The organism is Dyella sp. 2YAF14, from assembly GCF_052114725.1.
In the GTDB taxonomy this organism is placed as follows: Bacteria; Pseudomonadota; Gammaproteobacteria; order Xanthomonadales; family Rhodanobacteraceae; genus Dyella.
Window position 1 is genome coordinate 38077 of record NZ_JBFRFH010000013.1, and the last position, 20675, is coordinate 58751.

16 protein-coding genes are annotated in these 20675 nt (G+C 64.2%); 6 read left to right on the forward strand and 10 right to left on the reverse strand.

Going from position 1 to position 20675, the window contains the following annotated elements; genetic code table 11:
- Positions 1-28: 28 nt before the first annotated feature.
- Complete coding sequence (gene lpdA / locus AB4Y82_RS16765) at positions 29-1816, forward strand: dihydrolipoyl dehydrogenase (protein ID WP_441611496.1); 1788 nt, start codon at positions 29-31, stop codon at positions 1814-1816.
- A 60-nt stretch (positions 1817-1876) separates the two neighbouring features.
- Here lpdA and AB4Y82_RS16770 read toward each other — a convergent pair whose 3' ends face one another.
- The 6 genes from AB4Y82_RS16770 to AB4Y82_RS16795 form a co-directional block, all read right to left on the reverse strand.
- Complete coding sequence (locus tag AB4Y82_RS16770) at positions 1877-2908, reverse strand: hypothetical protein (protein ID WP_441605394.1); 1032 nt, start codon at positions 2906-2908, stop codon at positions 1877-1879.
- Positions 2909-3610: 702 nt separating this feature from the next.
- Positions 3611-4279, reverse strand: a complete 669-nt coding sequence (locus AB4Y82_RS16775; protein WP_441605395.1) for a hypothetical protein — start codon at positions 4277-4279, stop codon at positions 3611-3613.
- 52 nt (positions 4280-4331) lie between these two features.
- Positions 4332-6212, reverse strand: coding sequence for a sulfotransferase (locus AB4Y82_RS16780; RefSeq protein WP_441605396.1), 1881 nt, complete (start codon positions 6210-6212; stop codon positions 4332-4334).
- Between the two features lie 60 nt (positions 6213-6272).
- Entirely contained in the window at positions 6273-9170 is a 2898-nt protein-coding gene (locus tag AB4Y82_RS16785; RefSeq protein WP_441611497.1) for a TonB-dependent receptor plug domain-containing protein, read from the reverse strand.
- Positions 9171-9340: 170 nt separating this feature from the next.
- The gene (gene dinB, locus AB4Y82_RS16790; RefSeq protein ID WP_441605398.1) at positions 9341-10444 is read right to left on the reverse strand and encodes a DNA polymerase IV; all 1104 of its coding nucleotides are present in this window, start codon (positions 10442-10444) and stop codon (positions 9341-9343) included.
- A gap of 382 nt (positions 10445-10826) precedes the next feature.
- Positions 10827-12152, reverse strand: coding sequence for a flavohemoglobin expression-modulating QEGLA motif protein (locus tag AB4Y82_RS16795; RefSeq protein ID WP_441605399.1), 1326 nt, complete (start codon positions 12150-12152; stop codon positions 10827-10829).
- A gap of 211 nt (positions 12153-12363) precedes the next feature.
- Here AB4Y82_RS16795 and AB4Y82_RS16800 point away from each other — a divergent pair, with 211 nt between their 5' ends.
- A complete protein-coding gene (locus tag AB4Y82_RS16800) occupies positions 12364-13695 on the forward strand; it encodes an APC family permease (RefSeq protein ID WP_441605400.1) in 1332 nt (443 codons plus the stop codon).
- Positions 13696-13786: 91 nt separating this feature from the next.
- Positions 13787-15985 (forward strand): beta-agarase, encoded by a 2199-nt coding sequence (locus tag AB4Y82_RS16805; protein ID WP_441605401.1) that lies wholly within the window; start codon positions 13787-13789, stop codon positions 15983-15985.
- Between the two features lie 120 nt (positions 15986-16105).
- On the opposite strand, the gene AB4Y82_RS16810 is transcribed toward AB4Y82_RS16805, so the two are convergent.
- The 3 genes from AB4Y82_RS16810 to AB4Y82_RS16820 form a co-directional block, all read right to left on the reverse strand.
- Entirely contained in the window at positions 16106-16513 is a 408-nt protein-coding gene (locus tag AB4Y82_RS16810; protein ID WP_441605402.1) for a hypothetical protein, read from the reverse strand.
- Between the two features lie 67 nt (positions 16514-16580).
- Positions 16581-17057: an Mpo1 family 2-hydroxy fatty acid dioxygenase gene (locus AB4Y82_RS16815; protein ID WP_441611499.1), complete on the reverse strand. Its 477-nt coding sequence runs from the start codon at positions 17055-17057 to the stop codon at positions 16581-16583.
- A 131-nt stretch (positions 17058-17188) separates the two neighbouring features.
- On the reverse strand, positions 17189-18085 hold the full coding sequence (locus AB4Y82_RS16820) for a phosphoribosylaminoimidazolesuccinocarboxamide synthase (protein ID WP_441605404.1): 897 nt from the start codon (positions 18083-18085) through the stop codon (positions 17189-17191).
- A 193-nt stretch (positions 18086-18278) separates the two neighbouring features.
- Here AB4Y82_RS16820 and AB4Y82_RS16825 point away from each other — a divergent pair, with 193 nt between their 5' ends.
- The 3 genes from AB4Y82_RS16825 to rpe all read left to right on the forward strand — a co-directional run bounded on the left by AB4Y82_RS16825 (position 18279) and on the right by rpe (position 20211).
- Positions 18279-18629, forward strand: a complete 351-nt coding sequence (locus AB4Y82_RS16825) for a c-type cytochrome (RefSeq protein WP_441611501.1) — start codon at positions 18279-18281, stop codon at positions 18627-18629.
- Positions 18626-19432, forward strand: coding sequence for a co-chaperone DjlA (gene djlA, locus AB4Y82_RS16830; protein WP_441605406.1), 807 nt, complete (start codon positions 18626-18628; stop codon positions 19430-19432). Before AB4Y82_RS16825 ends, djlA begins: the two co-directional genes overlap by 4 nt.
- A 98-nt stretch (positions 19433-19530) precedes the next feature.
- On the forward strand, positions 19531-20211 hold the full coding sequence (gene rpe / locus AB4Y82_RS16835) for a ribulose-phosphate 3-epimerase (RefSeq protein ID WP_441605407.1): 681 nt from the start codon (positions 19531-19533) through the stop codon (positions 20209-20211).
- Between the two features lie 253 nt (positions 20212-20464).
- On the opposite strand, the gene AB4Y82_RS16840 is transcribed toward rpe, so the two are convergent.
- Positions 20465-20596 (reverse strand): hypothetical protein, encoded by a 132-nt coding sequence (locus AB4Y82_RS16840; protein ID WP_441605408.1) that lies wholly within the window; start codon positions 20594-20596, stop codon positions 20465-20467.
- Between the last annotated feature and the right edge of the window lie 79 nt (positions 20597-20675).

Consider the following 20675-nt stretch of genomic DNA (forward strand, 5'->3'; position numbering starts at 1 on the left):
GTAGCGAAAAGAAATTCAAGGATTCCCCATGGCAAGCACCATCGAAATCAAAGTCCCCGACATCGGCGGTCACGACAACGTGCCGGTGATCGAGGTGCTGGTGAAGGTCGGCGACACCGTCGCCAAAGAGCAGAGCCTGATCACGCTCGAGTCGGACAAGGCCACGATGGAAATTCCGTCGAGCGCCGCTGGCGTGATCAAGGAACTGAAGGTCAAGGTAGGCGACGAAGTGTCCGAAGGCGCGCTGATCGCGGTGCTGGAAGTGGCCGATGGCGCCGCCAAGGCAGAAGCGCCCAAGGCCGCAGCTGCCGCACCGTCGCCCGCTCCGGCCGCTGCCGCGCCCGCGCCGGCACCTGCTGCAGCACCGGCACCGAAGGCCGCTGGCGCCTCGGGCCGCACGCCCGACATCGAATGCAAGCTGGTCGTGCTCGGCTCAGGCCCGGGCGGCTACACCGCCGCGTTCCGCGCCGCCGATCTCGACGTCGATACCGTGCTGGTCGAGCGCTATGCCGCGCTCGGCGGCGTCTGCCTCAACGTGGGCTGCATCCCGTCCAAGGCGCTGCTGCATGCGGCAGCCGTGATCGACGAAGCCGAGGCCATGGCCGCGCACGGCGTCACCTTCGGCGCGCCCAAGCTCGATCTGGACAAGCTGCGCGACTTCAAGACCAAGGTGGTCGGCAAACTCACCGGCGGCCTGGCCAGCATGGCCAAGCAGCGCAAGGTGCGTACCGTGCAGGGCGTCGGCACCTTTGTGTCGCCCAACGAAATGGAAGTCCAGACGGCCGAAGGCACCAAGCTGCTGCGCTTCGAGCACGCCATCATCGCCGCCGGTTCGCAGGCCGTGCGCCTGCCGGCCTTCCCGTGGGACGACGAGCGCATCATCGATTCGACCGGCGCGCTAGAACTCAAGGACGTACCGAAGAAACTGCTCGTTGTCGGCGGCGGCATCATCGGCCTGGAAATGGCCACGGTGTATTCCGCGCTCGGCAGCGAAGTGACCGTGGTCGAGTTCATGGACCAGCTGATCCCCGGCGCCGATGCCGACCTGATCAAGCCGCTGGCGCAGCGCCTGGCCAAGAAGCTCAAGGGCGTGCACCTCAAGACCAAGGTGGTCGAGGCCAAGGCCGGCAGGAAGGGCATCGAGGTCAGCTATGAAGGCGAAAGCATTCCCGAAACCACCGTGTTCGACCGCGTGCTGGTCGCCGTGGGCCGCTCGCCCAACGGCAACAAGATCGGCGCCGAGAAGGCTTGCGTGGCCGTGACCGATCGTGGCTTCATCAACGTCGATACGCAGATGCGCACCAATGTGCCGCACATCTATGCCATCGGCGACCTGGTCGGTCAGCCGATGCTGGCGCACAAGGCCACGCACGAAGCACGCGTGGCGGCGGAAGTCGTCGCCGGCATGAAGAGCTACTTCGATGCACGAGTGATCCCGTCGGTGGCATTCACCGATCCGGAAATTGCCTGGGTCGGCGTCTCCGAGCGCGAGGCGAAGGAAAAGGGCCTGAAGATCGGTGTGGGCAAGTTCCCGTGGGCGGCCAGCGGTCGCGCGATCGGCATCGATCGCACGGAGGGCTTCACCAAGCTGATCTTCGATGAGGAAACCCATCGCATCGTGGGCGCCGGCATCGTCGGCCCGCACGCGGGCGACCTGATCAGCGAGCTGTGCCTGGCCATCGAGATGGGCGCGGAAGCGGCCGATATCAGCCTCACCATCCATCCGCATCCCACGCTGGGTGAATCGGTGGGCATGGCGGCCGAAGTCTACGAAGGCACCATCACCGATCTCTATATTCCGAAAAAGAAGAAGTAAGCGATCGCTGGTGATGCACACGAAGAGCCCGGGGAAATCCCGGGCTCTTCTTTTCTGCGATCAGTTCGATTCGGTGAACTGGATCGACGGCGTGGACCCGCCGCTGGCGGTGCAGCTGCCGAGGTTGAGGTTGTTGCTTTCACCGGTGGAGCCGGAGTTGGCCACGCAGGACGGCACGGCGGTCGAGCCGTCGGTCACTGCGAGCTTCACGGTGATGGAGGAGCCGCTGTTGAACTGGGCTTCCGAACCGCCGGCATTGCCGACCACGTTGAACTCGCCGACCTTCCACACGCTGGCCAACAAGAGCACGCTGTCCTTGCCGCTGGAGCTATAGGCCGTGGTGCCATTGGTGAAGACCACGGTGTCATTGCCACCAGCGGTGACGGTGCCGGTGAGCTTCACGTTGCCCAGCTGCGTGGCCGCTACATCGGGTGCCGACGCCGCGGCGCTGTTCTTATAGCAATCGCCTTCACCGTCGCTGCCGAAACCGCTCGGGCAACGCGAACTGCCCCAGCCGATCAGCCAGTACTGCATGAACACGGCCGCCGAACCCTGCACCTCGTAGTCAGGCGCGTAGACGAACTGCTGCCACACCGTGCAACCCGAATGGCTCTTGCACACCGACGTGGTGTCGTCGAAGCTCGAATTGATCTGCAGCGAGTATTCGTTTGCGCCCAGGATGCCGCCGCCGCCATAAGCCGCCACGCCCACACCCTTCTCCGAGGTAACACCCGTCACCGACGGGAAGCTGCCCACTGCCTGGGTGATCAAGCTGCTGGTCTGGATGGTGTAGTCATTGCCGTTGCCCGCGGTTTGCGCAGCGCCACTATTGAACAGCTTGAAGCGCGGCACCGGCGCGACGCGCGGCTGCAGCGCGTGGCAGGCAGCCTGGTGCCAGATGACGCTGGGATAAGTGGCTTGGAAACAGCCTTCCGACGGCGTGGCGATGTGCGCCATGCTCTCGCGCCAGCTGGCCTGTGCCTGTTCTTCCAGCGAACCGATGCGGTTCGCCGTCTGGGCGGAAACGACGGCAGGCAGGCAGGCGGCGGCAATCAGGCCGGCAAGAACAGCGATCTTGGTTTGTGCACGCATTGATTTCTCCCTGATACGCGAATAGCTATTGGTTTCGACCCCGGGGAATTCCGGTGGCCGATCACAGGCAACAACTAACCCTCACGCCAGCAACGGAACGTTGCGGCGCGTCACTTGCGGTTGCGTTGATCCTTCCGGACGGAAGGAGTTGGAGCGATCACGTTTCGATCACGAACACTCAGAAAACCCAGTGACGGCGAGTGCTCTGCCGGGTTTGGTAACGCATAAAAATCATTGTTGCAAATCGAAATAAAGTGCGTCCGCCGCTGTAAGCAATTCGACAGCAAGCCCTGCATCGATCAAAGCGACGCGAGCTATTGAGTACAAACAAGTTCTTGTTTCGCGCATTAGGTGAACTTGCGCGTATCGATTTCCATGCTGTCGCAAAATTGCACGGACGCGAATGGCGCCATTGCGACGCCTTGAGAAAACCTGCCTCGACCTGCTTCGCGCATGTCGCAGAGTGCTTAAAACAAGCGGTTTTCGTGATGCCGGCAATGTCTGTGACGTGCTGCGCACTTTGCGCACAGCAGCGCGTCGAGTTGTGACTGGTTCGTGAAGTCTTTCGACGCGATGCATGGGATGCGAGTCACGCCGCATGCAGTGCGCAGTTTCATCGCGTTGTATTGCAGGGTGACTGCGATCAAGTGAAGCGATGTGGCGCCACCGCCATGCGACGGCGCCATCAGCTGCTGAAGTCGATCAATGCTCAGTCTTCGCCAGTGCAGCCTTGATCGGCTTCGACGCGTCTTGCAGGTACGCGATGGTCTCTTTCGAGCTGTTGATCATCTGCTGCGACACACTGAGGAATTCCACCGGGTCGACATCCCTGCCCAGGTTGATGCGCGTCTGCAGGTTGATCATCCGCGGCGCGTCGAGCGCCACCGTCGCGTTGTGCGTGGTCCAGCTGGCGGTATCGCGTACGGCGGCGTAAGCGGCGGTGTACCGATGCAGGCGCGCAACTTCGATCCACGTGGCCGACTGGTTGGCGACGGCGACGTCCCAGGCCTGCGTGTTGAAGGTGGGCCAGTTGATGCTTAGCCGGAAACCTCCGTTCAGCTCGCGGATGTGCTTGTTGATCTCGGCATCCGGCAAGCCCTTTTGCACGTCATCGTGGATCGCCTTGTCGATGGCGATCAGTGGCGCAAGCCTTTTCTCGTCGGTCTGGATGGTCGACTGGATGTCGCGCAGCATGGTGTCGAGCTCCGAATCGATCTGCGTGCTCGCATACTCGGCGGCGTGCCGGTGGTGCGCGCCCTCGATCCACTGTTCCAGGCCCAGCGCGGTCAGGATACTGAGCACGATCATCAGGTAGTGCTGCAGGAATTCGCGCAGCGAATGCATCTTCACCTTGGGGACTTCGAAATGCATGTTGAATTCTTCCATCGCGGTCATCAAACGCGCGGTGCCGCGGGCACCGCATTCAAAGGTTGGTTTCGTAGCCCAGCCGATTCAGCATGGGCTGCAGGATAGGCAGGACCGGCTCGAACATCTCGCGATAGGCGTGCCAGCGATTGACCGCCTTGCGATGGATACCCTCGGTGACCTGCGCGTAGCTGGGCGTGCTGATGTAACCCTTCGCCTGCGCGTGCTCGGCAAAGCGCGCCATCGGCGTGCTGTCCTCCAGCTGGAGGAATTGGCCGAGCTTGGCGACGTGTTCGTCGAAGCGGGACACCACCGATTCGTAGCGCCACTCAAGCACGCGCGGCGCGAATACTTCGACATGGCCAAACCAATGTTCGAAGGCATCCACATAGCCACGCGCCAGCCGCTCCAGCGACGAACACAGCACCATGAACGCCGGCGAGCGAAAGGCCTGCATATAGCAACTCAGCAGGACGTCGCAGGGATGGCGCAGGCACAGGATGATGCGCGCTTCCGGGAACAACCGCATGATCATCGGCAGGCACAACATGTTCAGCGGATTCTTGTCGACCAGCTGCCGATCGCCCAGGTCGGGCGCGACCCGCCGCACGACATCGGCGTAGATGCTGCGTAGCTGCTCCGCATTGCCCTGGGTGAGTCCGGCAAGATCGGCGGGATAGGACTGCCCCGCCAGCTGCATGCGCTTGATCAGCTCATAGATGAAAGCGCGCTCATCCATCGAACGAAAGTGTGGATGGGCGTCGAGCATCTGCTCAAGCAGGGTGGTACCCGAGCGCGGGAAGCCGACGACGAAGACCGGGCTGGCCTCGCTGCGCGGTGCACGCAGGGCAGACCAGCGATCATGCGCCAGCCGGCTGACGGTGTGCTCCACCATCTCCAGCGGCTGACTATCTTCCTCCAGCATCTCCGGCACGAAGTCGCTGGCAAAGCGCAGCTGCGCGGCATGTGCTTCCTGCAGTGCTTGCCAGGCCTCATCGTGCCGACCCTGCTTGTCGCGTATGCCGGCGAGGCTGAAGGCGGCATTGGCCTGCAGATGGGCGTCGCTGCGCTCGCCCTGCAGTTGTGCGAACAACTGCGCGGCCTGCTCGCGCTCGCCGTCACGGGCCGCCAAGTTGGCGTGCACCTGGATGCCGGCGTGGCGCAGCTCCCACTCGGCTGGCGGCAGCGAGCTCAACATGTCCAGCGGCAATTCGCTCAACTCGGCGCGGGCCTCCTCAAGACGATTGCTGCGCTCGTGCATCGAGGCGCGCAGCGCCGTGATCCGTCGCATCAGGGAAATGCGCTCTGGCCCCTCGGGCAGGATGGCTTGTGCCAGGCTGTGGAAGGCGCTGTCCTGATAGCCCAGGCTCGACAGGATGGTGGCCAGGATCAAGGCCTGTTCGGCCGTCTGCGCAGGCCACGCGTGCGCGCCTTCAAGCATCACCTCGGCACCGCGGGTGTCGCCACAAAAGTGGCAGGCGTAGGCGGCCTGCAGGCGTGCCTCGATGAAGGTGGGCGCGAGTGTGACGGCTTCGAGCAGGATTTCTCGGGCCAATAGCCAGCGCTGTTGTTGTGCGTAGAGCAGGCCGAGGTTGTAGCAGACCTCCGCTTCGTGCGGCGCGAGCTCCAGGGCCCTGCGCAGCGCCTCTTCGGCGAGGTTCAGCTCCGACGTCTGTCGGGCGACGATGCCCAGGTTGTTCCAGTACGCGGAGACGTCCGGACGCCGCTGGGTGAGTTCGCGGCAAAGGACAAGCGCATCGTTGAGGTGACCTGTCGCCTGCTGCGCGGCGCTGAGCAAAAGCAGGCTGGTTTCATCGGCCTGGGACAGCTTGCCGATCGCGCGACCCAGTTCCAGCACGCGGGACATGTCGCCAGCGTTATAGGCGGCAAGCATGCTGGCCGCCAAGGCAGTGGGCGATGGATGTGCAGACGTGCTCATCGCCCGATCTTAACAGCGGTGTGGCCGCAGCGAGAGCTGCGGCCACACGCCTTTCTTCGTTTAGAACTTCACCGTAGCGCGTGCCCAGTAGTAGCGGCCCATCACGTCATACGTTGCCGTATCGACGTTGTAGTTCAGGCCGTTCTGGTACACCAGCGGCGGAATGCGACCGCTGAGGTTGTCGATGCCCAGGTCAATCTTCGTGTGGATCGCCGCCCACTCGTAGCCTGCCTGGATGTTGTGGTACGTGATGCCACCCATCGGCATGGACACGGCCTGGCCGGTATCGGCGTAGGACGTGAGGTTGTTGAGGTGGTTGATGTAACGGCTCTGCCACTGGGCGCTCCAGTTGCCCAGTGCCCAGTTGATCGTCAACGCACCGCGCCAGCGGCTGATGTTGCCGAACTGCTGGGTGTAGGTGCCGGCATAGTTGATCGTCTCGGCACCCGGTGCGCCCGGCGTGGCGTCGTTCTTGAACGTATCGATGTACGTACCGCTGAGCGACGTCTTGAAGTTACCCGGGTTCACGCCGGCCACATCGAAGTGCGGGATGGCGTAGTTCAACGTGAAGTCGACGCCGCTGGTGCTGAGGTTGCCCAGGTTGACGTACGGCGTGTTGACGTAGTTGATGCCACCCGGGATCGAGGTGCCGGTGCCGTAGCGGTTGATGAAGGGGCAGTACGGGCTGCCGTTGTCGGCGTAGCACTCATTCAGCACGGTCTGCGCCTGAATGATGGTCAGCATGTCCTTCAGCGTGATGCGCCACAGATCCACCGTGCCCGACGCGCCTTCCAGCCAGCTCGGCGAGTAGACGAAGCCCAGGTCATAGGACTTGCCCTTTTCCGGCTTGAGCGTGCTGCCCACCGTCGCCGCACCCGAGTAGTGACCCGCAATCTGCGTATTGAGGGTGCTGGTGTAGTTGGTGTTGGGCGGCATGAACTGACAGGCCGCTGCGTGCTGCTGCAGCTGGGCTGCCGACAGGTTGTAGCACGGGTCGTTGACGGTCGGGTTGGTGATGGTCTGGCCGTCATACAGCTCGTCCAGGTTCGGCGAGCGGAACACCTGCGAAACGGTGCCGCGGACCAGCAGGTCCTGGATCGGACGATATTCCACCGCGAACTTGCCGTTGGTGGTGGTGCCGGTGGTGCTGTAGTTGGACGTGCGCAGGCCAAGGTCGACGTTCAACGAGTACGCCCAGGGCTGTTCGGAAAGCAGCGGGATCAGCGTTTCAGCGTAGATTTCCTTGACGTTGATGCTGCCGCTGGCCGGCGAACCGCAGGCTTCCTGCAACACCACGCAGGTGCCCTTGGAGATGTCGAGCAACGCATCGCTGGTGACGGTGTAATCCATCGTGTTCTTGCGATACAGCACGCCGGTGGACAGCTGCATGGTGCCGGCGGGCAGATCCCACAGGCCGCCCGACGCGTTGGCCTGCACCTGCTTCATGGTCTGCGTCATGGCGTAGACCGGGTTGCTCACGCCATTCTTGAGCTGTGCGGTAACCGCCGGATCGGCCTGGTCGAAGATATTCGCGCCCGCATCGATCGATGCCTGCAGGGCGGGAATGTTCACTTCGTTGAAGTTGGTCTGCACGCGATGCGTGCGGCCGTAGTCGACGCTCGCATCCCAGATCCAGCTGTTGTTGCCACCGAAGTCGCCACGGAGGCCCGCATTGACCTGCTGGTTATCGGTGCTGAAGGTGTGCACGCGATTGCCCACGCCGGTGAGGCGCGTGCTGATCAGGTTGTTGCCTGCCACCGCCGGATCACCGAATGGCACGCCGAACGGGTTGTTCGGATTGTTCGCGGCCACCGACCAGCCGTCCGTACCGCTGGTGGGTGCGGGCGCGTCCTGGCCGGACGAATGCGTGTGGTTGTAGAACGCATCGCCGAAGAAGGTGACGTGGTCGTTGATCTTGTAATTGCCGAGCACGAACAGGTTGGTGCGCTCGGACTGGGTCTGGATGTAGTTGAAGGCGTTGTAGTTGTAGACGTCGCTGGCGTTGTTGAAGCAGCGATAGTCACTGGGGCTGCTGCCGTTGCCGCTGGCCAGGGTGAGCAGGCCGGAGGTGCAACCCGCGGGCAGGTTGGGATTGCCCGCAGGCAGCTGGAACTTGCCGGTGGGAACCGTGTGCGAGCCGGAGATCTGCGGGCCGGAGCTGTACAGCGACAGCTGATGCGCCGAGAAGCTGCGACGCGTGGCGATCACCGGATCCTGCTTGTTGTAGTCGATGCCCGCGACGATGTTGCCCTGGTCGCCGGTGGCGCCCACGGTGAACTGGCCACCATGACGCTGGCCATCGCCATGCGAGGAGATGCCGTCGTTGACGCTCAGCTCGGCGCCCTTGTAATCCTTGCGCAGGATGAAGTTCACCACGCCGCCGACCGCGTCCGAGCCATAGACCGTGGAGGCGCCGTTGGCCAGCACGTCCACGCGCTCGATCATGTTCTGCGGGATCATGTTGAGATCGGGGTTGGCCAGGCGCTGGCCGTCGATCAGCACCAGGGTACGGTCGGTACCCAGGCCGCGCAGCGATACGCGTGCTGCGCCGTCGCCGCCTTCCAGCGTCGGGCTGGCGACGCCGCCGCCGTTGCTGTTGTTCTGCGTATTGGTCGCGTTGCCCGAGACACTGGGCAGCTGCTGGATCACATTGCCCAGCGTGGGCGAGCCGTTATTGGTGATCGCCGTGCGATCGATGGTCACCACCGGGTTGGCGGTTTCCGCGTCGACGCGGCGGATCAGCGAGCCGGTGACCGAAACAGCAGTAAGCGTCTTGGCCGTGGACTTGCTTGCGGCCTGGTCGGCGGTCCCCTGAGTCTGTGCGTTCGTTTGGGCCTGGTCGCCCGTTGCGTCCTTGTTTGCGACGTCCTCGGCCTGGGCCATCACGGCCGTGGAAGCGATACCTACGGAAAGCGCTAAACGTACCGCTATCGATAGTCGATTGTAATTGGACTGCATGGTTGTCTCCCCGAATTCGTAGGCAAAAGAGTCCCCGCTATAGGCGCCTAGACGTCTACAGGTGTTGCACCGCTTGATGGGTTCCCCGAGTCCACTGTTTCAGGAAATAGAGATCGAGACAAGACCTCTTTAACAATTCTTTCGGCCTAGGTTTACTTCCTTGCGTGGTTTCAGTTGAAACCAATAGCTCCAAACAGGTCGCTTTGCGCGACAAAGCTGTCGGCCTCCACGAAGCCCGCCAGTCCTACGCCGACCAGGCGATAGCGGGTTTGCGCCGGTCTTTCAACGCGATCACGCAGGGCACAAGCGATGTCGGCCAGCTCCCTCGCGGAGTCCGGACGTGAAGCTGGCGTGAGACTACGTGTCAGCGTGTGGAAGTCCGACGTCTTCAGTTTCAGGACCACGGTGCGCGCCACGCGCGCATGGTCGCCCGAAGCCTCGCGTTCGTGCGCAGCCCAGGCTTTTTCAGCCAATCGCCGTATATGCGGCTCGATCTCGTCCAGCGTCAGGTCGTGCTCGAAAGTGTCTTCAGCCGATACCTGCAGGGTGGGACGATCCGGTTGCACGGGGTGATCGTCGATGCCGAGCGAGAGCTCGTGCAGGCGTCGTCCCCAGCGCCCGAGGCGCTGTTCGAGCTCGAGCGCGTTGAAGCTGCGCACATCGCCGACAGTGACGATGCCCAGCTCGGCAAGCCTGGCTTCCATCACCTTGCCCACGCCGGGTAGGCGGCCTACCGGCAGCGGTGCAAGAAAGGCGGCAACCTGATGTGGGCGCACGACGAAGAGACCGTCAGGCTTGCGCCAGTCTGACGCAATCTTGGCAAGAAACTTGTTGGGCGCGACGCCAGCGGAGGCGGTGAGTTGGGTTTCTTCGCGAATCGCGTCGCGGATCGCCTCCGCCGTGGCCGTCGCCGAGGGCAGCCTGGTCAACGTGGTGGTGACGTCGAGGTAGGCCTCGTCCAGCGACAGCGGTTCGATCAGCGGCGTGTGGCGCGCAAAGATCTCGCGCACCTGCCGCGACACCGCCTTGTAGCGGCTGAAGTCGGGCGGCACGAACACCGCCTGGGGACACAGTCGCTCCGCGCGGACGGCAGGCATGGCCGAGCGTACGCCGAACTTTCGCGCCTCATAGCTTGCCGCACACACCACCGAGCGCGCGCCGCGCCATGCCACCACCACAGGCTTGCCGCGCAACGAGGGATCGTCGCGTTGCTCCACCGACGCGTAGAACGCGTCCATGTCCACATGGATGATCTTGCGGGGTCGGGCGGGCACAGTGCAGCGGTTGGTGGGAGAGGGGCATAGTCAAACACGAAACGGTCTCTCCGGCGCGTGGCGTGTCGGGCACAGGGTGCCCTCCCACAAAGGCGCGATCACATCGGACCGCACCCCTCCCACAAATAGCGCGGTCACATTGGAGGACACCCCTCCACAAATAGCGCGGTCACATTGGAGGACACCGCTCCACAAATAGCGCGGTCACATTGGAGGACACCGCCCCACAAATAGCGCGGTCACATTGGAGGGCCCCCTCCACAAATAGCGCGGTCACATTGGAGGGCCCCCCTCCACAAATAGCGCGGTCACATTGGAGGACACCCCTCCACAATGAGCGTGGTCACTGTGGGAGGGCACCCTGTGCCCGACTCGCGTTCCCTCATTGCCACAAGGTATGCAGGCTCTCGTCAATCCGCTCGTCCTCAAACTCCACGAAACGGTTGAGATCAAACGTGTCGAGACGAAAACGCTGCGCCGCCGTAAAGAACGCCATCAGCGACAGAATGCGCTGCGGATTGCGCGCCCACGGCGGCACGTAGACCGCGCGCGCGATCAGGCCATCGTGCAGATAGGGACTGAGCGTGATGACGTCGGACGTCGTCACGCGGCCGGCAAACAGCATGGGCAGCATTTCCGCATGCCCCGCCTGCAGCACTTTGCGGATGAACACATAGATGAGCATCACGCCTTCGAGATAGGCGCCATCCTTGGTGAAGCAGATGCGGCCCTTCGGATCGCCGCCGCGGAAGATGCGCGCCGCGCTCTGGTAGCTCTCGGTCGGCGTCTGCCCGGCTTCGAGAAAGCCGCGGAACACTTCGATGAAGTCGGCGCCATCGAGCGCGTTCTTCACGGCGACCACGCGCAAGGCGATGCGACGCAGCCGGTTCAGGTCGATCGCACCGGTGATGATCTCCGAGAACGTGGCCAGCCCTTCCTGCGTGCGCGTGGTGCGGGGCGCGCCCAGTCCCAGTGACTTGAAATAGGGCTGGTGTTTGCCGTTGAGCGAGGTCGCGGTATGCACGAACGCTTCGTGCTCAGTGAGCTGCTCCAGATCCAGCTCGGAAAACAAGGCAGTCGAACGCAGATTGATGCTCTTGCTGCCGGCCGTCGCTTTTGAAGGCAGATCCGGGTCGAGCACCACCTCGACCTTGTCCTTGTCGAAGAACGGGCCCAGCCGCTCGCGCAGGCGCCGGGCGAATTCCTCGGCGGGTATGTCGGCGGCGACACGTGGGATCTCTTCGCGATGGATCAGGTCGTCGCTGATGGCGAGCAGATCTTTGGCAGCGTCGACGGCATTGGACGTCTGGCTGCGATACGTCGTGTCGGGGCGGCCATAGAGCGCGGTGGAGCATTGCGTGAAGCGTTCGGTGCCGATGTTCATCAGCATCTGCGCGGCCGTGCGGTAGCTCCACGCCGTCTTGAACAACCAATTGCCGATGGGATGCCCGCGATCGATCTTGTCCATGATGGCCTTCAGCGCGGCCGCTTCGCTGTTGAGGTCCGGATGGCGCACGGGAGGCTGCGGCAGCACCGGATCACCTTTCTCCCAGGAGGCGAGGAACGGCGCTTCCATGGATGCGGGCCAGTCGATGGCCTTCAGCACGCGGATTTTCTTGCCGACCTTCAAGAGTGCGCGGTCGCACTCAAGCAAGGGGCCGAGAGTCTTGTCGTCTTCGGGACGAACGGCGCTTGCGACGGTGCTCATGAGTCCTCCTCAGGGGCTGGTCGGGCGTGGCCAGCGCGCAGCGACGGAAACCTGGACTGTGCCCCCTCGGCCGTGACGCGTTGGCGAAGGGCCGCGCCTGCGGCCGAAAATTCCGCGGCGGTCCAGCATGTTGCAGCGAGATGTCGAAGAGTCGGCGCCAGTCGGCTATCGTCCGGGGCTCGATCTGTCGCGTAGGAAGCCGTGCCGCCCCATGACCGCTGAGACTTCTTCCGCGTATCTGCGCCGCCTGGGTACCTGGGATGCCGCGGCCATCGTCATCGGCGGCGTGATTGGCGCCGGCATTTTCCGCAGTGCCTCCACCGTGGCCGAACGCACCTCCTCGGGCGCGCAATTGCTCACGCTATGGGCGATCGGCGGCCTGCTGACCCTGGCGGGCGTGCTCTGCTACGCGGAGCTGGGCGCACGCCGGCCGCAGGCAGGTGGCGTCTACATCTATCTGCGCGAAGCCTATGGCCAGCTGCCGGCCTTCCTGTTCGGCTGGACCATGGCGCTGATCAATTACCCCGGCAGCGTCGCCGCCGTGGCCACCACGTTCGCCGACTACACGTGCGCCGCGGTCGGGCTTTCGCCGCAGATGTGGGTGAAGCCGGTGGCGGCGGGCGCCATCGCATTCATCGTGGGCGTCAATTTCTTCGGCATACGCGCGGGTTCGCGCATGTTGAACGTGTTCACGCTCTTGAAGCTATCGGCCATCGCCTTGGTCGTGGTCACTGGCGTGATCCTGGCGCATGGCCAGTTTGGCAATGTGCTGGCGACTGACACCACCAAATCGCTGCCGCCGGGCGCCCTGCTCGGAGCCTTGCTGCCGGTGTTGTTCACCTATGGCGGTTTCCACTATCTCAACGATCTGGCCGGCGAAGTACGCGAGCCGCAACGCACGCTGCCGCGCGCGCTGGGCCTGGGCCTGGGCGGCGTGGTCGTTTGCTACGTGCTGGTCAACTTTGCGTATCTCGCCGGGCTGGGGCACGCGGGCCTCGCGGCAAGCCAGGCGCCGGCAGCGGATTTGATGCGCCACCTGTTTGGCGAAAGCGGCGCCACGCTGATTGCGGTAGGCATCGCCTGTTCCACCTTCGGCTACTGCAGCATCGCCATCGCGGGCGGTGCACGCGTGCTGCAGACCATGGGCGCGGACGGCATGCTGTTCGGCCCGGTGGGTCGCATCCATGCACGCTCGCATGCGCCGCGCGTGGCGCTGGCGGTGCTGGGTGGCTGGGCCATCGTGCTGGTGGTCTCCGGCAGCTTCGGCCAGCTGGTCGACTACACCACCGTGGGCGAGTGGTTGTCGCATGCGTTCGGCATCTCCACGCTGTTCTGGTATCGCCGCCGGTTCCGCGACGAGCCGTCGCCGTACCGGGTGCCGTTGTATCCCGTGTTGCCGCTGCTGTTTGTCTTGACCGTGCTGGGCGTGATCGTGGCGACCGCCATCCATTCCCCCGGCGACGCAGGCATGAGCCTGGTGCTGATCCTGGTCGGCGTGCCCGTCTACTACGCATGGCGTGCATGGCAGCGGAGATCGGCATGAACACGCCAGTGCAAAAACCTGCGTCGACCCAGCAAGGCGTCCTTCAGACGGCACAGGCATACTGCCGCCATTTCCCTGCACCGAGCCGCCGATGAACCGGATCGTTTTCCTTGCCATCGCGTGCCTGCCGGTGCTTGCGGGTTGCCATAAGGCAAGCGACACCGACCGGGCCGATCTCAGTCATGCCGCCGCCAAGCCTGCTCCTGCGGCGAGCGCTCCCGCTGCACCGGTAGCCACGCCCGCGCCGCCGTCGCCGCAGACCACGCTCGATCACGTCGTGCTCGACGGCAAGCCGGTCACGGTGCAGGGCATGTCCTTGCAGCGCTATGTATTCCAGCCGGCGGCGCAGCCGCAGGTCACGGTGATGCTGGACAAGGGCGACTGGTCGAAGGAAGGCTCGCTGCGCGTAGACATGCAGAATGCGATGCAGTGGGCGGTGACGCTCACCGTCGACATCGATGGCGCCAAGCAGGGCGAGCATCTGCACACCACCGTTGGCATTCCCGCCGGTGCGCCGCAGACGCTGGTGATACCGCTGCACGCCACCTCGCCGCGCGCGATGGGCATGCAGGCCGCTCCGCCCATGCCTTATATGGCTGGCGGCAAGCGCGTCTTCGTGGCGACCACGGTGGAAGGCACGCTGGATCTGGCGCATGTGAAGGCCGTGCGCCTGGGCATACCGGCACCGACCGCGGCGCAGACCTTGATGTTCGGCAAGCTCGAGACGTCGCGCGGCGATCATGATCTTCGCGATGCCTATACCGGCATCGTCGACGCCTGGGGCCAGTACACGCGCGGCCAGTGGCCGGGCAAGGTCGATACCGATGAGGTATTGCGCGGCGGTCGTCCCAAGAGCAAGCCGGGCGCGACGGTCGAGGCGCCGGCGCCGCGCAAGGGTTTCGACCGCTATGGCGGTCGCACGGATGTGCCCGCGTTCAAAGCCACCGGCTGGTTCCGTACCGAGCAGCATGATGGTCGCTGGCAGCTGGTGACGCCGGAGGGGCATGCGTTCTTCTCGCTGGGCGTGAACGTGGTTGACGACGACGGCGGCCGCACGATCATCGAAGGCCGCGAATTCATGTTCAGGGATCTGCCGCGCGACAGCGGCCGCTGGGCGCCGTTCTACGGCACCACCGGCAAGACCGGCGGCGACCAGGGGGCGTCGGCGGGCATCGCCTATCACCAGGGCAAGTGGTTCGATTACTACTCGGCCAACCTGTTCCTGGCCGATGGCCGGCATTGGCGGCAGGCGTGGCGCACGCGCACCATCGAGCGCCTCGACAACTGGGGCTTCAACACCTTGGGCAACTGGAGCGACGACGCGCTGAGCCAGATGCACCGCATGGCGTATACGCGTTCGGTGAATATCGCCGGCGTGTTCGGCAATGTCTCCAGCGGCTACGACTACTGGGGCCGCATGCCTGATCCGTTCGACCCGCGCTTTGCGCAGGCGGCCGATGCCGCCGCGGCGCAGGCGGCCAAGGAAGTGCGTGACGACCCGTGGATGCTCGGCTATTTCGCCGACAACGAACTGGCCTGGGCGGGCCAGGGTCCGCAGGGACGTTGGGGTCTGGCGCAGGGCACGCTGCGCGGCGAAGCGCGCAGCCCGGCCAAGCAGGCTTTCATCGCGGAGTTGAAGAAGAAGTACGGCACGCCGGCGAAACTGGCGGCGGCCTGGGGTATCTCGCTGGATTCATGGGATGCGCTCAACGCCACCAACTTCGCGGCGCCCCATCCGGACGAGGCGCATGCCGCCATCGCCGACGATTACAGCGCGTGGCTGCGCACGTACGCGGATCAGTATTTCCGCACCGTCTCGCAGGCCATCCACAAGCACGATCCGCATCACCTGTTCCTGGGCGGACGCTTTGCCGTGCACACGCCCGAAGCGGTGGCGTCATGCGCGCAGTTCTGCGACGTTGTGAGTTTCAACGGCTACGCCGATCTACCCGAGCATGCGTTTGACGCAGCGGCGTTCGCCAAGCTCGACAAGCCTGCCTTGATCACCGAGTTCCATTTCGGCTCCGACGACCGCGGTCCGTTCGGCAAGGGCGTGGTACCGGTGTGGAACGAGCAGCAGCGCGGCGAGGCGTACGCGCACTACGTCGCCGACGCGGTGGCCAATCCGTCCATCGTGGGCGTGCACTGGTTCCAGTATGTCGACCAGCCGGTCACCGGCCGCGTGCTCGATGGCGAGAACGCGCACATCGGCCTGGTGGCGATCACCGACCGGCCGTTCACGCATTTTGTCGAAGCGGTGCGCGCGGCGAATCGCAAGACCGGTTACTGACAACCGGCGTTACCCTTGTAGGAGCGCACTCGTGCGCGACCGCGGCGCAGGGTTGTTCCTCGCGGACTGGTGTCGCGCACAAGTGCGCTCCTACACAAGAAGGGCAGGCGCGAGACGAGATCAGGCGAGGCTGGTCGCCGCCCCAAACGCCACTGCCATCACAACAGCCACCGCCATACACGCACTCGCTGGCCGGATGCGATGCGCATCGATGCGTGGAATCAGTCGCCACAGCACAAACACGCCGACGATCATGTCCACCACCAGCGCCCCACGCAGTAGCGGTGAGGCGAGCAGCAGTGCGTACGGCGGTTTGGTGTGACCTTCATGGATGGCCACGCCGGCCACGATCAGCAGGCCGATCAGATTCCAGACCAGGCACGCCAGATACGTACGGTTGAACACCACCGGACAACGCTCCACCCAGCGCAGCACCGACCACGCGAGTATCGCGAAGAACAACGCGCCGATGCTGCTGTAGAGCACCCACCAAAGCAGGGTGCTGATTAGGGTAAGCAGGGTGGTCATGCAGTGTTCCTGGTTCTTTTGTTCGTCATTCCGGCCTGCGCCGGAATGACGGGTAGGGGCGGGCGCCTTAGATACCCACGCGCCGCAACAACTTATCCATCAACCAAGCCGGCCCCACCAGCAGATACGCCAAGTCGGTAAAGAAGCTCGGCCTGCGGCCTTCAATCGCGTGTCCAATGAACTGCCCGATCCACGCCACCACGAACACGCCGATACCGGTAAGCAGCAAGTTGTGCGCACCCAGCGTGCGATAGGCGAACTCGGTGAGCAGGCATAGCAGCACCAGCACCACGAACAGGGCGGCTGCGAGGCGGCGGGACTTCTTCCAGTACCAGGTAAACGCCAGCACCAGGGCAAGCACGGACCAGAAGCCGGGGCGGCCGATCATCGGCGGCACCGGGATGGTCCACATCATGGCGATCGCGCACCACAGGATCGGCGGCACGCAGATCCAGTGCAGCAAGCGGTTGGTCGGGTTTTGATGATCGCTGCTGTAACTGTCGAGCCAGCCTTGCATGCCTTGCGTCGAATCGGTTGCTGCCATCGTTGAGCCCCCCGCTCATGGAAAAAGATGGGATATCGGCCACGCCGCATAGGAGTGGCCGAGTCCAGCTGTCGACGGAACGCTAGCACGCCCTCGCGCGCAATCCACCCGGTGCGATCAATCGCCGCCGATCAATCGACGGTGATATTGGCCAGGCGCTGCAGCGCTTCGGCGTACTTGGCCGAGGTGGCCGCGATGACATCGGCGGGCACGTTCGGGCCGGGCGCGGTCTTGTTCCAGTCCAGCGTTTCCAGGTAGTCGCGCACGAACTGCTTGTCGTAGCTGGGCGGGCTGATGCCCACCTGATAGGACTCGGCGGGCCAGAAGCGCGAGGAGTCGGGCGTGAGCATCTCGTCCATCACGTAGAGCTTGCCGGTCTCGTCGCTGCCGAATTCGAACTTGGTGTCGGCGATAATGATGCCGCGCTCGGCCGCATACGCCGCCGCCCACTTGTAGATGGAAAGCGTCGCCTCGCGCACCTGCTCGGCCAGCTCGGGGCCGACGGCGGCGACTACCGCATCGAAGCTCACGTTCTCATCGTGGTCGCCCACGGCGGCCTTGGTCGACGGGGTGAAGATCGGCTCCGGCAGCTGCTGCGCCTGCTTGAGCCCGGCCGGCAGCTTGATGCCGCACAGCGAGCCGGTGGCCTGATAGTCCTTCCAGCCCGAGCCGATGATGTAGCCGCGCGCAATCGCTTCCACCGGCACCGGCTTCAGGCGGCGCGTGACCACGGCGCGCTTCTCGTACAGTTTCAGATCGGTGCCGGCGGGCAGCACGTCGGCCAGCGGCACGTCGAGCAGGTGGTTGGGCACCAGGTGCGCGGTCTTGGCGAACCAGAAGTTGGAAATCTGCGTGAGCATTTCGCCCTTGCCCGGAATCGGATCGGGCAGCACCACGTCGAACGCCGACAGGCGGTCGCTCGCCACGATCAACAACCGGTTCCCAGGCAGCGCATAAACGTCGCGCACCTTGCCGCGATGGATCAGCTCAAGGCCCGGAAGATTCGATTGCAGCAGGGTGGTGGGCACGTCGTTCGCTCCTGAGAAGGCCGACCTGGCATGGCAGGCCGGAAAATCGGCGGTACGACCCCGGACGGGTCGCGATCAAGCCCGCCATTCTACCGGGTGACGCCAGGGCGCGAGGTGTTGCGACCTCAGGTCCCTCCCGGCAGGCCTAGGAGCGGCTGCTAGACTGGGCGCTTTTTGAGCCCGGGTCTTTGTCATGGTCCAGCCGCCCAGCCACCGTCGGCGTTTGCTCCGGCACCTCCCATTCGCCCTGTTGGCGTGGGTTGCCGTGGCCTCGGCGCAGGCCGCCGCGCCGGCCAGGCCAGCGCGCCTGGGCCTGTGCGCCGCCTGCCATGGCGAAACCGGCATGGCGCAGATTCCGGGTGCACCCAATCTCGCCGGGCAGAAGCTCGATTACCTGCGCGAAGCGCTCAAGCAATACCGCGACGGTCGCCGCAACGTGCCGTTGATGCGGGCGGCGATCGGCCCCATGAGCGATGCCGACCTCGATGAACTGGCGCGCTGGTACAGCGCGCAAACGCCGTCGCCCACCCAAGGCAACCCATGAATTTCACCTGGACCATCTGGCTCGCCCTATTCGGACTGATCTTCGGCCACGGGCTGCCCGGCGCCGTGGTGGGCGGCATCACCGGTTTCATCATCGACAGCCTGCGCCAGGGCCAGCGCCGTCGCGCCACGCCCCAGGCCGGCGGTTACATCAGCCCGCTGTTCGCCTTGCTGGGTGCCGTGGCCAAATCCGATGGCCGCGTGTCGGAGGCGGAAATCGCCGTCGCCGAGCGCCTGATGCAGCGCATGGGTCTTGAACAGGACGCACGCAAGCAGGCCGTCACCGCGTTCAACGCCGGCAAGCAGCCGGAGTTCAACGTGACGCCGGCCATCGAGGAATTGCGCCGCTGGGTGGGCCTGCGCCGCGACCACGCCTTCCCGGTGCTGGACGTGGTGATCGAGACGGTGATTGCCGAAGGCAATCCGCCGCCGGAAAAAATGGCCATCCTGCGCCAGCTCGCCTTCGCGCTGCGCGTGAGCGACATGGAGCTGATGGCGCTGATGGCGATGAAGGGCTACGCCTGGAACGCCAGCGGCGGCTCGCGCGGTTATGGCCAGCGCGGCAACGGCGGCTACGTGCCGCCTCAGCGCAACACCAATGGCCCCGATCCGTACACCGTGCTCGGCATCGCCCGCGACGTCGACGACCGGGCGGTGAAGCGCGCCTATCGCAAGCTGATTTCCGAACACCACCCCGACCGCCTGGGCGACCTGCCCGAGACGATGCGCAAACAAGCCGAATCGCGCGCCAGCGAGATCAATGCCGCCTACGAGCGGATCAAGGCCGAGCGCGGGTTCAAATAAACTCTGCCGTGACCTGTAGGAGCGCACCCTGTGCGCGACCGCAGACCATCACGACACCTCAGGTCGCGCACAAGGTGCGCTCCTACAGGAAACCGAATATGAGCAAGCAAACCAACGTCATCGCCCCCTCCATCCTCTCCGCCGACTTCGCCCGGCTGGGCGAGGACACCGCCAAGGCGCTGGCCGCTGGCGCGGACTGGGTGCACTTCGACGTGATGGACAACCACTACGTACCCAACCTCACCATGGGTCCGATGGTGCTCAAGGCGCTGCGCGACTACGGCATCACCGCGCCGATCGACGTGCACCTGATGGTGAAGCCGGTCGATCGCATCGTGCCGGACTTCGCCGAGGCCGGCGCAAGCGTGATCAGCTTCCATCCGGAAGCGAGCGAGCATGTGGATCGCACCCTGGGCCTGATCAAGGATTCCGGCTGCCAGGCAGGCCTGGTGTTCAACCCGGCCACCTCGCTGGACTGGCTCGACTATGTGATGGACAAGCTCGACCTGATCCTGCTGATGTCGGTGAACCCGGGCTTTGGCGGACAGAAGTTCATCCCCTCTGCGCTGGACAAGCTGCGTGAAGTGCGCCGTCGCATCGATGAAAGCGGCCGGCCGATCCGCCTGGAAATCGATGGCGGTGTAACAGCGGCAAATATCGGCGAGATTTCGGCGGCGGGCGCGGATACCTTCGTGGCCGGCTCGGCCATCTTCAACGCGCCGGACTACCAGGCCGTGATCGCGGCCATGCATCAGCAGCTGGCCGCCGTGCGCGGCTGATCAGCGGTTCCGGACAGAAAAATCCCGGCGCTGTTAACGCCGGGAGAAGTTTCGTCGGAACGACGTGTGAGGAGACCACACAACGGCCGCTGATCCACGGCAAGAATCCGCGACCGTCAGAACTTCTGACCGGGTTTTTGCGATTTGGTTCCCGTCGAGACGTCATCATCTTTCGATAGCGCTTTGTTAACGCTAGAAAAAAATCCCCGCCGGTGGGCGGGGAAGGAACGTGCCTAGGATGGGAACACGGTGGTTACATGGGTTGCCAGTCGGGGTCGGGTTCGTCCGCCCCGGCGGCCGGCGCGCTTCCATGCGCACCAGCCGCTTCCATGGCTTCCACGGGTAAGGAAAAGAAGGGGTCGTTCAGGTCGAAGTCGCTGCTCATAGCGGGTCTCCTCAGTGCAGGCTCATGACCAGCCCTAGTAATAGCCCACCGAGTGCCAAGATCACGCGAAGCGGCTCAA

What these genes read in the sequence shown, in the direction of transcription:
- lpdA (WP_441611496.1), top strand. Translation starts at nt 29, where the DNA reads ATGGCAAGCACCATCGAAATCAAAGTCCCCGACATCGGCGGTCACGAC.
- AB4Y82_RS16770 (WP_441605394.1), bottom strand. Translation starts at nt 2,908, where the DNA reads ATGCGTGCACAAACCAAGATCGCTGTTCTTGCCGGCCTGATTGCCGCC.
- AB4Y82_RS16775 (WP_441605395.1), bottom strand. Translation starts at nt 4,279, where the DNA reads ATGCATTTCGAAGTCCCCAAGGTGAAGATGCATTCGCTGCGCGAATTC.
- AB4Y82_RS16780 (WP_441605396.1), bottom strand. Translation starts at nt 6,212, where the DNA reads ATGAGCACGTCTGCACATCCATCGCCCACTGCCTTGGCGGCCAGCATG.
- AB4Y82_RS16785 (WP_441611497.1), bottom strand. Translation starts at nt 9,170, where the DNA reads ATGCAGTCCAATTACAATCGACTATCGATAGCGGTACGTTTAGCGCTT.
- AB4Y82_RS16795 (WP_441605399.1), bottom strand. Translation starts at nt 12,152, where the DNA reads ATGAGCACCGTCGCAAGCGCCGTTCGTCCCGAAGACGACAAGACTCTC.
- AB4Y82_RS16800 (WP_441605400.1), top strand. Translation starts at nt 12,364, where the DNA reads ATGACCGCTGAGACTTCTTCCGCGTATCTGCGCCGCCTGGGTACCTGG.
- AB4Y82_RS16805 (WP_441605401.1), top strand. Translation starts at nt 13,787, where the DNA reads ATGAACCGGATCGTTTTCCTTGCCATCGCGTGCCTGCCGGTGCTTGCG.
- AB4Y82_RS16810 (WP_441605402.1), bottom strand. Translation starts at nt 16,513, where the DNA reads ATGACCACCCTGCTTACCCTAATCAGCACCCTGCTTTGGTGGGTGCTC.
- AB4Y82_RS16815 (WP_441611499.1), bottom strand. Translation starts at nt 17,057, where the DNA reads ATGGCAGCAACCGATTCGACGCAAGGCATGCAAGGCTGGCTCGACAGT.
- AB4Y82_RS16825 (WP_441611501.1), top strand. Translation starts at nt 18,279, where the DNA reads ATGGTCCAGCCGCCCAGCCACCGTCGGCGTTTGCTCCGGCACCTCCCA.
- djlA (WP_441605406.1), top strand. Translation starts at nt 18,626, where the DNA reads ATGAATTTCACCTGGACCATCTGGCTCGCCCTATTCGGACTGATCTTC.
- rpe (WP_441605407.1), top strand. Translation starts at nt 19,531, where the DNA reads ATGAGCAAGCAAACCAACGTCATCGCCCCCTCCATCCTCTCCGCCGAC.
- AB4Y82_RS16840 (WP_441605408.1), bottom strand. Translation starts at nt 20,596, where the DNA reads ATGAGCAGCGACTTCGACCTGAACGACCCCTTCTTTTCCTTACCCGTG.